Source organism: Bradyrhizobium sp. LMTR 3 (assembly GCF_001693485.1).
In the GTDB taxonomy this organism is placed as follows: Bacteria; Pseudomonadota; Alphaproteobacteria; order Rhizobiales; family Xanthobacteraceae; genus Bradyrhizobium.
Genome location: NZ_MAXC01000012.1, coordinates 954,002 through 966,356 on the forward strand (window position 1 = coordinate 954,002; position 12,355 = coordinate 966,356).

Annotated in this window: 11 protein-coding genes; 2 read left to right on the forward strand and 9 right to left on the reverse strand. The window is 60.9% G+C overall.

Features of this window, described 5'->3' with window-relative positions:
* Positions 1–407 precede the first annotated feature (407 nt).
* Positions 408–1,540 (forward strand): IS3 family transposase gene (locus LMTR3_RS13835; protein ID WP_141686592.1). Its coding sequence is split into 2 segments (ribosomal slippage): positions 408–663 and positions 663–1,540, totalling 1,134 coding nucleotides; the frame shifts between segments, so codons are not numbered across the junction.
* An 800-nt stretch (positions 1,541–2,340) separates the two neighbouring features.
* On the opposite strand, the gene istB is transcribed toward LMTR3_RS13835, so the two are convergent.
* From istB to LMTR3_RS13860, 7 genes are all read right to left on the reverse strand, one after another.
* Positions 2,341–3,129 carry an IS21-like element helper ATPase IstB gene (gene istB, locus LMTR3_RS13840; RefSeq protein ID WP_065745518.1) on the reverse strand — a complete coding sequence of 263 codons (789 nt, stop codon included), beginning with the start codon at positions 3,127–3,129 and terminating at the stop codon, positions 2,341–2,343.
* Complete coding sequence (gene istA / locus LMTR3_RS13845; RefSeq protein ID WP_084029588.1) at positions 3,126–4,676, reverse strand: IS21 family transposase; 1,551 nt, start codon at positions 4,674–4,676, stop codon at positions 3,126–3,128. The genes istB and istA overlap by 4 nt, the downstream gene beginning before the upstream one ends.
* Before the next feature lie 910 nt (positions 4,677–5,586).
* On the reverse strand, positions 5,587–5,982 hold the full coding sequence (locus tag LMTR3_RS39200; protein ID WP_245319855.1) for a hypothetical protein: 396 nt from the start codon (positions 5,980–5,982) through the stop codon (positions 5,587–5,589).
* Positions 5,976–6,629, reverse strand: coding sequence for a hypothetical protein (locus tag LMTR3_RS39205; RefSeq protein ID WP_245319856.1), 654 nt, complete (start codon positions 6,627–6,629; stop codon positions 5,976–5,978). The genes LMTR3_RS39200 and LMTR3_RS39205 overlap by 7 nt, the downstream gene beginning before the upstream one ends.
* Positions 6,630–6,678: 49 nt before the next feature.
* Entirely contained in the window at positions 6,679–7,656 is a 978-nt protein-coding gene (locus LMTR3_RS39210) for a recombinase family protein (protein WP_245319857.1), read from the reverse strand.
* Complete coding sequence (locus LMTR3_RS37550; protein ID WP_141686593.1) at positions 7,646–7,885, reverse strand: hypothetical protein; 240 nt, start codon at positions 7,883–7,885, stop codon at positions 7,646–7,648. Before LMTR3_RS37550 ends, LMTR3_RS39210 begins: the two co-directional genes overlap by 11 nt.
* Before the next feature lie 141 nt (positions 7,886–8,026).
* Entirely contained in the window at positions 8,027–8,263 is a 237-nt protein-coding gene (locus LMTR3_RS13860) for a hypothetical protein (protein ID WP_065745521.1), read from the reverse strand.
* A 1,360-nt stretch (positions 8,264–9,623) separates the two neighbouring features.
* On the opposite strand from LMTR3_RS13860, the gene LMTR3_RS13865 reads away from it, so the two are divergent.
* Positions 9,624–10,319 carry an outer membrane protein gene (locus LMTR3_RS13865; protein WP_065745522.1) on the forward strand — a complete coding sequence of 232 codons (696 nt, stop codon included), beginning with the start codon at positions 9,624–9,626 and terminating at the stop codon, positions 10,317–10,319.
* Between the two features lie 467 nt (positions 10,320–10,786).
* Here the strand turns inward: LMTR3_RS13865 and LMTR3_RS37560 are convergent, their stop codons facing one another.
* Entirely contained in the window at positions 10,787–10,993 is a 207-nt protein-coding gene (locus LMTR3_RS37560; RefSeq protein WP_141686594.1) for a hypothetical protein, read from the reverse strand.
* Position 10,994: 1 nt separating this feature from the next.
* Positions 10,995–12,074 (reverse strand): cytochrome-c peroxidase, encoded by a 1,080-nt coding sequence (locus LMTR3_RS13870; RefSeq protein ID WP_176721904.1) that lies wholly within the window; start codon positions 12,072–12,074, stop codon positions 10,995–10,997.
* Positions 12,075–12,355: the final 281 nt, after the last annotated feature.

Sequence of the window (12,355 nt, forward strand, 5' to 3'; positions counted from 1 at the left end):
ATTATTCGGCGCCCTCGTGGCCTATGCGAAGCCAATAAGCCCCACGGAGATTCGGGTTCGGGACGGCGACACTATTGTAGCGCATGGGGTTACTTACAGGATGATTGGATACGACACCCCAGAGATATCTTCGAGATGGCGCAAGGTGGAGCGGATGAGAAAGCTGTGGCCTTGATCGCAAAGGAGCGATTTCAAGAGTTGATAAAGTAGTTTGCTCGACCTCCAACCCCTGCCCTGCTCGTGCTCTCAACACAAAATCAATAACGGCTCATGCCATCATCGACGGAATGTGCGCTATCCTAATGCTCGACGGGTCCAATAGAGCCGGCCCCGGAAATCTGCACAGGACGCTAAGTGGAGTTTCTGCCTGACGGCGGGCAAGATTGACCCGCGAATCAGGAGAGACCATGAGCAGACGAGCCCGCCGGAATCACTCACCGGCCTTCAAGGCGAAGGTGGCGCTGGCAGCCATCAAGGGCGACCGGACGATAGCCCAACTGGCGGAGCATTTCGACGTTCACCCCAATCAGATTACGGCGTGGAAATCGCAGCTTGAGGGCAATGCTTCCGAGATTTTCGGACCAGGGGGCGGACCACCGGCCGCGCCTGCAGTCGATGTGAAGTCGCTGCATGCCAAGATCGGGGAGCTGACGCTTGAGAACGATTTTTTAGAAGGAGCGCTCACCAAGGCGGGATTGCTGAGCGCAAAGCGATGATCGACCGTGGACATGATCTGTCGATCACCAAGCAGGCGGAAGTTTTGAAGATCAGCCGCGGCAGTGTTTATTATCTGCCGCGCCCGGTGTCGTCCGCCGACCTCGCGATCATGCGGCATCTGGATCGGCTGCACCTGGAGTTCCCCTTCGCCGGTTCGCGTATGTTGCGAGGCCTGCTGGCTTTGCAGGGGTGCAAGATCGGCCGCCGGCACGTGAAGACGCTGATGCGGCGGATGGGGATAGAGGCGCTCTATCGCCGTCCGCGCACCACCAAGCCGGAACCGGGGCACAAGATCCATCCGTATCTGCTGCGCGGTCTGGCGATCGAGCGGGCCAACCAGGTGTGGGCGATGGATATCACCTACGTCCCGATGGCCCGTGGCTTCGTCTATCTCGCCGTGGTGCTCGACTGGTTCAGCCGCCGTGTGCTGTCATGGCGCGTATCGATCACCATGGAGGCGGCGTTCTGCGTCGAGGCGATGGAGGATGCGATGGCCCGTCACGGCAAGCCGGAGATCTTCAACACCGACCAGGGCAGCCAGTTCACCGGGGCGGCCTTCACCGGCGTCCTCGCCAGCAATGGCATCGCGATCAGCATGGACGGCAAGGGCGCCTGGCGGGACAACGTGTTCGTCGAGCGGCTATGGCGCAGCGTCAAATACGAGGAGGTGTATCTGCGAGCCTACGAAACCGTCGGCGAGGCGCGACATTCGATCGGCCGGTATCTCGACTTCTACAACCGACGAAGGCCCCATTCGAGCCTTGACGACATGACCCCGGATCAAGCCTACTTCAACCTTCCGCCGCTCCGCGTGGCGGCCTAATCCCGGCAGAGGCTCCACTTATCGACGCGGAGAGTCTGTTCAGACCAGCGGGACCAGCTCAAATATTGGCGAGAAGCTCATTGCCGAGGAATTGGCGGTGCGTTTTGCTTGCAGCGCGGATAAGTGCCCAAGTATGCCTGACTGGCCCAAGATCATCGAAGCTCAGTCGCGTTAAACGTGAGAATGTACCTTCAGGCGAGCCACTCTTTCCAGCCCCAGGTGTGCTTCTATCGGCTCGACATGGAGCAACCTGACCTTGCCCCCATATGTGGAACAGCCCGCGTGGCAAGAGCTTTTTCAGTCGATTTCACGCATTGGAACGGTGCGGTCATATGTCCGGCCTTTTGCGCGCGGCGCATGGCCGCTGCCCTCGATGAGATCCGCAAAGAGACCAGCGCGAGGGACCAATGGCAAACCCGCTTCTATCTGAGACACCGCGAGGACCCGAAGCGACGAACAGAACCAAATCGCGCCGATGGTCGAGAGTACTCCTGCGTTCGGTCGAGCTACCCACGGTCGACATCAACGCGAGGAGGCCCACGCGGGTGTCCGTGACTTGTCTAGCCCAACCTATGCGGTGTAGGCGCTGAGCCTGAGGGGACGCACGGTAACATTTCGGGCTAACTTGGCGTCATTGGTGGCTTTGGTTCGGTCATCGGAGGCGGCCTTTTGTATAGCGCGACAATCTGGGTGGGGAGCGCGCGACAATCAGGATGGCGAGTCAGTGTCGCGGCGTGGTGATGATTGCCGCGACGACTGTCGCGCGCAGGAGTTTTGTTGGCTCTGATTGTCGCGGAGCGTCAATCAGCAACAGTTTTGGGTGTCGCGTGCGAGGGCGGTCGTCCGGGGCCACGTTTGCGTTCGAGTGCGGTGCGCCTGCGATAGCTTTCGACGTTCATCTCGACGATGGTGGCGTGGTGAACGAGGTGATCGATGGCGGCGAGCGTCATGGCGGGGTCCGGGAAGACCCTGTTCCATTCGCCGAAGGGCTGATTGGCGGTGATCAGCATTGAGCGCCGCTCGTAGCGTGCGCTGATGAGCTCGAACAGCACGCTGGTATCGGCCTGGTCCTTGGTGACGTAGGCCAGATCATCGAGGATGAGCAGATCGAAGCGATCGAGGCGGTTGATGGCGGCCTCGAGGTTGAGCTCGCGCCGCGCCACCTGGAGCTTCTGGACGAGATCGGTGGTGCGGGTGAAGAGGACGCGCCATCCGTTCTCGATCAGGGCGAGGCCGATGGCTGCCGCCAAATGGCTCTTTCCGCCGCCGGGCGGGCCGAACAGGAGCAGATTGGCGCCTTTGCCCAACCAGCTGTCGCCGGCGGCGAGCGCGGTCACCTGCGCCTTGGAGATCATCGGCACGGCCTCGAAGTCGAAGGTGTCGAAGGTCTTTCCGGCGGGCAGCCGCGCCTCGACGAGATGGCGCTCGACGCGACGGCGGCCGCGTTCGGCGATCTCATGCTCGGCGATGGTGGCGAGGAAGCGGGCCGCCGGCCAACCTTCCTTGTCGGACTGTTCGGCGAACTGTGGCCACAGCACCTTGATGGCCGGTAGCCGGCGCCCAGTGTCGACTGTGTTGGCCGTGTTCATGCGGCGTCTCCGATCTGGCCGGCGCCGATGAGGCACTCATAGGCGGCGAGCGGCGCGAGCTGCACCACGACGTTCGGCACGTGGGCGGGATCAGGGGCGAAGTGAGCGCGCAGCCGGTTGAGGTCGGGTAGTCGGCCGGCGTCGAGGTCAGCCGCGAGCTGATCGGCGAGGTCGGCCTCGCAACCGCGCTCATGCGCCAGCGCGAGCAGATCGACCATGAGCCGGCAAGCCTTCTTGTCCGGCAGCCGTTCGCGCAAGGAGTCGAAGGTTCTCCGATAGGTCTCGCGCGGGAACAGCCGATCACGGTAGACCAGATTGAGCAGCGCCATCGGCTTGCGCCGCAAGGAATGGATCACGTGCCGATAATCGACGACCTGGTCGTGCTTGCCGTTGGGATGCGGCCGCCCACGCGGCAGGGTGACGAGATGAGTGCCACTGACAAACACGTCGAGACGATCGTCGTAAAGGCGCACCCGCAGCTGGTGGCCGATCAGGCGTGACGGCACGGTGTAGAACACCTTGCGCAAGGTGAAGCCGCCGCTTGACGTCACGCGGACAATCACCTCCTCGTAGTCCGAGGTGCGGCGATCTGGCAACGCCTGCAGGGTGGCGCGCTCGTGGTCGATCCGCTTGGCGTTGCGGGCATTGCGGCGGCTAACGATCTCGTCGATGAAGCCGCGATAAGCGGCGAGATCATCGAAGTCGGCGGTGCCGCGCAACAGCAGCGCGTCGGCGATCGTCCGCTTGAGATGGCCATGCGAGCTCTCGATCGCCCCGTTCTCGTGGGCGATGCCGCGATTGTTGCGGGAAGGCCGCATGCCGTAATGTGCGCAGAGGTCCTCGTACCGCCGGGTCAGATCGTCCCTCGCATTGCGATCGAGATTGCAGAAGGCGGCCGACAGGCTGTCGGTCCGATGCTCCCGCGGTGCCCCACCGAGCGACCACAGGGCATTCTGCAGCCCTTCGGCCAAAGCGACGAAGCTCTCGCCACCGAGCACGACATGGGCGTGCTCAAACCCGCAATAGGCCAACCGGAAGTGATAGAGGCGATGATCGAGCGGCACGCCAGCGATGGTGACGCCCAGCTCGCCCATGTCGGTGAAGTCGGACAGGCCGACGTGGCCCACTTCGTGGGTCTGGCGGAAGATGACCTCCTTCTCCTCGCCGTGGATCGCCCGCCAGGCGCGGATCCGGCGCTCCAGCGTGCGGCGGATTCCAGCTCCGAGCTCAGGATGGCGCCGTAACATCTCCTCGAAGATTGCAACCGGCCGCACGCCGGGGGCGGCCTTGAGCATTGGCACCACTTCTGTCTCAAACACATCGGCCAACGGGTCCGGCCGGCGACGGCCGCGCCCACCCATCTTCTGTGATGGCAGGCGGGGATCCTTCTCGATCCGATACGCGGTTGACGGACTGAACGACGCCTTGGCAGCGGCCACTGGCGAGCTATCGGTCTGACGGTACTTCATGTAGAGCCTCATCTGGTGATCATTGATGTGTCGGCCGGGCCCGCGAGTGATTCCTCTTGGCGGAAGAACCACTTGCATAACCAGCCGGCCGCGATCACCAGTCGGCACGGTCCCCTATGGATCGCGCCGACGCCGGGCTCGTAACTCCGGTCGGGCTACGCCCTCCCTACGTCCGAGCCCGGCGAAGCTCTCTCATCCTGATTGACGCTACGCTTCCACCCAAATTGCCGCGCGGCAGCCTTTTGGGCGTAACGGGCCGCCACAGCTTCGAAGGCCTAGTCTAGGTACGCCGCGATGTGTGAGTGCCAGTCTAATGTTCTTGCGCGATCCCACGTTGTGCCGGATCCGCACTTAGGACGGTCAAACGCTCCGCCGCTCGGGCAGAAACTGATAAAGACGTCAACGAACCTATCGCTCCGCAGTTGCTGCGCCGCGCAAGACTGAACCTGATGAGCCGGCACGGTATCCGCGCCATTATGGTGCAACCGCGCCGCGTCCGACAGCCGTCACGACATGCCGATCGCGCCGAACCTAATCGCACGCGACACTTCATGGCCGAGCCGCGAATCGGGTCTCGCTCGCCGAGATTGCCTCCATCCGACCGCAGAGGGTTGGCTCCATTTGGCGGCCGTCATGGATCTCTTTGGCTGGGCTATGCGGGATCACATGCAGGTTGAATTCGCATCCGCGGCGCTGACGTGGCTATCCAGCGGCAACGGCCGCCGGCCGGACTGATCCACCACTCCGATCGGGCGTGCAGTACGCCTCACACATCTTTCGCGGCGCTCTCTCGGGTGCCGGCATAACCGCTTCGATGAGCCGCAAGGGCCGATTGCTACGACAATGGCCTGATGGAGAGAGCTTCTTCCATACCACGCAGACCGAGCTCGTTTATCAATCGCAACTACAAGAAGCGCGCCGAGGCCCGGCACGATATCTTCGCCTTCATCGAGAGTTTCTACAACTGCGCATCAGAACACCCATCTGTCTATGTTGTTGAAGAGAAGAGATTTTGCTGATTGGGATGCGATCCTGTGGGGTATCTTGGGTTCTGTCGCGCTCGTTCGGCAATAGATTGAGCAGCAGTTGTTAACAGCTCGGTGCGGGCGAAGATCCACGGGCCATCCGAGAGCGGATGGATGGCTGCGATCTCGCCGGCTTCAGCGGCGAGCCGGAGCGTCTTGGGCGCAATCTTTAGGAGCTTTGCCGCGTTGCTCAGGTTTAGCCAGGGCTCGATCCCGTCCTCGGCGGGCTTGAACACCGAGATGCGATAGTTCGAGCGCATCGAGGTGACACGCTCGCGCGTCCAGCGATGACCGTTACCGGTCTTGAGGCCGTTGCGGTTGAGGAGGCCGGCGATCAGATCGTCGTTGGCGATCAGCACCAGTTGGCGCACAGCTTCGATGATGCTGGCGGAGGTACTGTTACGCTGCCCGCGCCGGCGCTTGGGCAGGCGGATCTCGCTGTGAACGCCGCCGACCCAGTGGATGATGAGGACGATCTCGGAGGTCGCATCTCGATATCGGCCACGACCTCATGGATGAGGGTGCGCACAATGCGCTTCTTGAGGCGCGTATCCGTCGTCGGCGCATCCCAGACCGTTTTGAGGTTCGAGGCCAACACGCCGAGCGAGGCTGGATCAGTAATGGGGGCGGGCGTCGCCGCCTCATGCATGGCGATCTTGCCCTCGACCTCCACCGCGTGAGCGAGCGCCCTGTTCCAGCGCGCTTCAAGCTCGCCCGCCACCAGCCGGTTCGCGGGGTCAGCGGCATCGTATTGCCGGAAGGCCCGGTCGGCGGCATAGCGCGCCGCTTCGAGGTCGCGACTGAGAGCCTCGCGCACCTGATCCCGCCGTTCGCTGGCCTCGTTGGCGGCAGCGGTTGCCGCGGCGATAGCGCCCGGACCGACGACCCCAAGCAGCGCTTCCTCGATTGCATCGTCAACGCGCAGTCCGCCGAAGCCGATGCAGTGAGGGCCGCCATTGTCCATCCAGGCGCGGCTGCAGCTGTAGCGCGGGATATGGTGCTTCATGCCGGAGTACCGGAGTGTGAGAGCTTGCGACCGCAGCGCTTGCAGCGGATCAGACCGGCCAGCAGCGCGTCACCGTGCTTGGGCGCGCCGTGATGCCGACCGGTGGGAACGTTGCTGCTGACCATGGTGCGGATCGCCTCGACCTCTCCCAGCTCACGTACCCATCGTGGGTGTTGGGCTTTAGCGCCAACCATTCGTTCCGCGCCTTGCGGCGGATCTTCACGCTCACGCCCTCGGCGCCGTATCCCGCCGCCACAGCCGTCTTACCATAGGCATAGGCGCCGCCGTAGACCGGGTTCTCAATGATCCGGTGGATGGCGGAGTAGCTCGGTCGCCGCCAGGCCGTGTCGCCGTTGGTCTGCTTCACCGGCAGATCGAGATTGTACTCGTGGAGCCAGCAGAGCGCCTGTCGCGCGCTGCCCAGCTCCTCGACCTTGTCGAACACCAGCTTGATCGCTTCCTGGACACGCCGATCCGGATCTTTCTCATAACGGTCGCCGGACTTCACGAAGCCCACCGGCGCCGCCACAACCAACTCGCCCCGACGCGCCTTCTCGTAGCGGGCCGAGAGCGAGCGCTGGCGCAACAGATCCAACTCGTACTCGTTGAGGCTGCCCTTGAGCCCGAGCAACAGGCGGTCGTTGCCGTGCCTTGGCGCATAGATGGTCTCCTGATCGACCAGAACGGTATCGACCACACGGCACATCTCGATGAGTTGCTGCCAATCCCGGCTGTTGCGAGCGAAGCGCGAGACCTCGCGGGCGCAAACCGCGCCAACCTTACCGAGACAGACCTCCGCCACCATTCGCTCGAAGCCTGCGCCTTGTACCCCGCCGGCGGCTGACCGACCGAGATCATCATCGATCACTTCGATCTCTGACCACCCGAACGCCGTCAGCCGGTCTCGCATGGCGTATTGCAACGCGCTGCTCTCGCGATTGTGCAACACCTGATGTGCTGAGGATTGACGCACGTAAAGAATTGCCTTGCGCGCGAGATGATGAGGCCTGACTTTGTCAGAGATCATGACCGACTTCCTTCGCGCGCGGCGTTGCCGTCGCCGCAGCGTAGTCGAGGATCAATTGCGTCATCAGGCTCGTGAGGGCCGCCCTTGCTTCTGCCGGCAGCTCCGACCATGCCGGCGCGCCGATGGCGCTGTTCAACAGGCCGCTCCCGAACAGATCCATCTGCTGCTGCGACCGCGGTTTTTGATTGTGTCGGTATCCGCTCCCTGGCATTGCCGTCTGGCGTGACATGAGTCGCTCCCCGATTCTGGTCGTGAGAGCCTTTGGATGCGCCAGAAACCAGGGCAGCTGATGGCGTTCGAGCCTTCAACGCCAGATCGAGAAGCGCAGAAAGCGCGGCAATTGAATCGATGCTAACAAACGGCTGAGCTGTCAAAAGCTCAGCGTCAGGGCACGCCGTCCGGTCGAACATCCATGCTGGAACTTCCAGCCAACGATCTGCTTGCGACCCGTCCAGAGTGCAGCGAAAAACGACATCATCAGCCTTGGAGACGGTCCCATGAACGCAAACTCGGCGACCAAACCAAGGATGATGCCGATATAGTACTTCGCGAAGAACGGTCCTGTGGGCGTTCTCAAACGTTGTTGTACAACCGAACCCGACTCCATTCCGGGATCTGATATAGATCGAGATGGAGCTAAAAACCGCTTAGACCCGTCCACTTTTTCGGCAGAAGGTCGGTGGACGGAAGATCAAGTCCACGTCCGTGTAGGGTTCGGTGAGGCTATGCGGCCCACCATAGTGCCTTCTCAACCATTCCACTCGGGCCGTTGCAGTCCCAACGCGTGTCTCCGTTACATCAAATATCCCCTGCAGCCCCTTATCGTATGTAGGAATTTCCTGACGAAGCCTCCGAAACATTTGGTGGCGGTCACAAAATGCTGCTGGTTCACATAATCACCCGAGAGTTCGTGGAGGGAAACGGGGCAAGGGCTCGGACGCGCGCGACCGCAGGCCTCAGCTCAAAGCGGCACCGCAGCCGCACGGAAACTCCGGTGCCAAGTGGGCGTTGCAAAGCTCGGACCGGCTCGGACATGACGTGCATTTCGTCTCAGGTCTCATGGCCCACAAGGGTACCATTCCTGGTCGCTGAACTTGGTCCGGACGTGGACCCTTTGGTCTTGCATCCGTTCGCTGCGATAGCGGAGAAAGAGATAAGATGATCTCAGCCGTACGATTCAGACACTCGCGGCCGCAAAAGGCTCGTGAGGTGACCCTTAGCAACCAAGGCTCCACGTGCGCAGGAACGCGGTGGAGACCCTGACTGCTTCGGCTAAACGGTTTGCGGCCAACGTCCCTCCAATCATCCGCGAGGAGCAGAAGACTGGCGCAACGTCCTTGAGGGAGATTGCCTAGGCGTTGAACGCGCGCGCCGTCGCTCCTAGCCGCGCTTCTCCAGCCAGCGCCGCACATTGTATGTTCGTCAACGTGAGAAACGGGAGTGCTAGTGCTGGCTCGCCGTCACATTAGAAAGCCCGATAACATGATCGGTCGTGACGGTCCTCGGATGCAGAGATGTGTCAACATACGGCCATCATCTGCGAAGATGCGCGCGCCACGTAAACCGCCGGTTCGCCCGAGAAATTGAAATGATAAGCGCATGCGACTGCGGTGTATACGGTTGGAGGACTGCCATCCGCGGGTACTCGCGAAGTTCGAGCACATCGTCCGTTCTCCACTATTGAGAGTAGCTTCATCGCTGCTCTCGCCCTACGCACGCGCCTTTATCAGCGAGCTTCGATTCAAACACCCTTCTCTCCAACGGTGGCATTGACGCGCATCTCTCCCATACGCGATCGACTTTTGCGCTGTGCACATTTGGTCATGATTTCCAAGCCTACAACCTAACGCAGCGTGAGCTTCAAGCTCTTTCTTTCGAGTGAGTGTTGCGCTGCCGTTACAGCAATCTCCGATGACGTTGCTAAGACGCGCGCGGCCTGGGGGCCATCGAAAGGAAAGAAACTGGAAATGAAGAACTTGTTGCTTGTGACTTGCAGCATCCTCGCGCTTGGCGCGGTCGCACCCGTATTCGGCGCGGATCTCGCTGTGCAGCCCGTCTATAAGGCGCCGCCGCCACCGCCGCAGGTCGCGGCCGCGATCTACGACTGGAGCGGTCTGTACATCGGTATCAACGGCGGTTGGGGCTTCAGCGATGCAACGGGTGGCACCGTGGGTGGCCAGATCGGCTATCGGCAGCAGATGGGCCAGGCGGTGTTTGGTATCGAAGGTCAGGGCAACTGGGCTGATTTCAGCGGCTCCAATATTAGCACCACATTCCCGCTCAATACCAACCGCAGCACGATCGACGCGTTCGGCCTGATCACCGGCCTTATCGGCTACACCTCCAATAACGTTCTGCTTTACGCCAAGGGCGGTGCTGCGGTGACGAGCAACACCTATCAGGTCACCTCAACGCTGACCGGCGCGCAGCTGGCGAGCACCGACAATACGCGTTTGGGCGCAGCGGTCGGCGCTGGTGTGGAGGTCGGCTTTGCGCCGAACTGGTCGGTCGGCGTCGAGTACGACCACCTGTTCATGCCGGACGCCAACGTGAGCTTCACCACGGCCGCTGGTGTGGTCGCGACCGATCGTATCCGCCAGGATTTCGATCTCCTGACCCTGCGGCTCAATTACAAGTTTAGCCCGCCGGTTCTCCGATACTGATCTCTTTCAAACGGCGGATCGAAAGCCCCGGCCGTCGGGCCGGGGCTTTTTTTTCGAGCTAGTCATCTGCCGCGGAACGATCACCTAACCGCGTTCTGTATTTTCCGGGAATATGCAAGGACTTCTGCTTGCAAACCGTTTTATGTTCAAGGTGATCACCACCAAACTCGAGGGGCTAAATGGCAATCGCGAACCTGACACGGCCCGGCACAATGGCCATGCATGGTCAGGGGATGAGCACGCAGACGGCCGGACAGTCTGCCCGGTTCAAGAGCGCCTCCCATGCTTCCGCGGACATTCGACCCGAGGCCTACTTCCGTTCTGCGGTCCGCAACGCACTGTTCAGCTTACGCATCTCTTGGGCTGAACGCGTGGAGACACGGCAAGCGAAACCCGTTTGTGTCTGTTAACGATTCAGGCCCAAGCCGAGCCACTGTTTGCCTACATCAACAGCCCTGTCATATGCGTCAGCCTTCATAGCCTTTTGGACTTGGTGTTAGCAGATGCTTTGTCATAGCTGCACTTTCATCAGGCACCTGATCGGGCACTGCTTTCGTGTCCCCGCTGCCATCCTGCTCCGCCTTTTCGACTTTGTGCATCGCAGAACCCGAATGCCTGCGCCTTGTTCCTTTGCATTCAAAGAGCGCAATGCCCACCACGGTGGGAAGAACCATGCTATCTGCCTAAAGAGGGCCGCGGCGTCGCGTCGGTACGCGTGGGCAATTTCGGATACTGAATCTTAGGCAGCTGACCAGTCAGCGAATTCAGAAACGCAACAATATCGTTCTTTTCCTTGTCGCTGAGCTCGATGCCAAGTTGGGTTTCACCCATCACGCCAACCGCTTGCTTAAGGCTCCAAACCTGGCCTGAATGGAAGTATGGGGCCCGCAACGCGACGTTGCGCAACGGCGCGGCGCGGAAAACGTACTCATCGCTAGCCGCCTTGGTGACCGCGTATCGGCCCTTGTCAGACGCCGGAAGCAGGGTTGCGCCCGGTCTTTCGATCACGCCGAACGGGAAGTAATCCTGTCCGCCGACGTTGATTCCGTTGTGACAAGAGGAGCACCCCGTTTGAATGAAGAGCTTCAATCCTGCCTTCTGCTGATCATTGAGAGCAGTCGTATCGCCTTCAAGGTACTGATCGAATGGAGCAGCGGGTGTAATCAGAGTCGCTTCAAAGGCCTCGATTGCCTTCGCGAAGTTGTCAAAGGTGACCGGCGACGCCTCGTTCGGGAATGCCTTCTTGAACCTGACCACATAGTCACTCATCGAATTCAACGTATCGAGCACATGATCTGGGGTCGCGTTCATTTCGACACGCGCCTGCACGGGTCCCTTAACTTGCGCCTTGAGGTCTGCGGCGCGTCCATCCCAAAACTGCGCCAGATTGAATACCGCGTTATAAACAGTTGGCGCCCGACGTGGACCCTGCTGCCAGCCGTGCCCGACCGAGGTCGGACCGGCATCGACTCCGCCCGTACCAAGATTATGGCAGCTATTGCAGCTGATGATCCCGCTGGCTGACAGCCGCGGATCGAAGAACAGCATCTTGCCGAGTTCGACCTTGTCGTGGGTGACCGGATTGTCCTTAACAGCAGGCACGATCGAGGGGATCGGTTTGAAAATCTGCCTAGCAGCTCTCATCCAATCATCTTCGGGGCTAGCCTCTGACGAAGCCAACACTACAACGGCCGCAACGGATAGCTTGCGTACAAGGTGAAGCTCCCACGCTAACTTTTTCACAATACCTCTCATCGGCGCCAAACAGCACAGCATCGTCCCTGTTTATGTCACGCACTCACGCTTGCCCGAGTGATGGCTGCATCTACTAGCAACCGCCGTGCCAGTGCCGCTCGGCAAAAGCTAAGCTGCTGATTTAACTTTCAAAGCAATTGCGACCAGCGGATAACGTTAGGTGTCTTGAACCTGACAGAAGCCGTGCGGTGCCAGAAATGCGACAGCCACGAACTGGCGGCGGCCCATTCGTGGGCGAGCGGCGCAGGCCTTTTGTGATTATACCGATGCGGCATCCAGCT

What these genes read in the sequence shown, in the direction of transcription:
- istB (WP_065745518.1), bottom strand. Translation starts at nt 3,129, where the DNA reads ATGAACACGGCCAACACAGTCGACACTGGGCGCCGGCTACCGGCCATC.
- istA (WP_084029588.1), bottom strand. Translation starts at nt 4,676, where the DNA reads ATGCAAGTGGTTCTTCCGCCAAGAGGAATCACTCGCGGGCCCGGCCGA.
- LMTR3_RS39205 (WP_245319856.1), bottom strand. Translation starts at nt 6,629, where the DNA reads ATGAAGCACCATATCCCGCGCTACAGCTGCAGCCGCGCCTGGATGGAC.
- LMTR3_RS39210 (WP_245319857.1), bottom strand. Translation starts at nt 7,656, where the DNA reads ATGATCTCTGACAAAGTCAGGCCTCATCATCTCGCGCGCAAGGCAATT.
- LMTR3_RS37550 (WP_141686593.1), bottom strand. Translation starts at nt 7,885, where the DNA reads ATGTCACGCCAGACGGCAATGCCAGGGAGCGGATACCGACACAATCAA.
- LMTR3_RS13860 (WP_065745521.1), bottom strand. Translation starts at nt 8,263, where the DNA reads ATGGAGTCGGGTTCGGTTGTACAACAACGTTTGAGAACGCCCACAGGA.
- LMTR3_RS13865 (WP_065745522.1), top strand. Translation starts at nt 9,624, where the DNA reads ATGAAGAACTTGTTGCTTGTGACTTGCAGCATCCTCGCGCTTGGCGCG.
- LMTR3_RS37560 (WP_141686594.1), bottom strand. Translation starts at nt 10,993, where the DNA reads ATGGTTCTTCCCACCGTGGTGGGCATTGCGCTCTTTGAATGCAAAGGA.
- LMTR3_RS13870 (WP_176721904.1), bottom strand. Translation starts at nt 12,074, where the DNA reads ATGAGAGGTATTGTGAAAAAGTTAGCGTGGGAGCTTCACCTTGTACGC.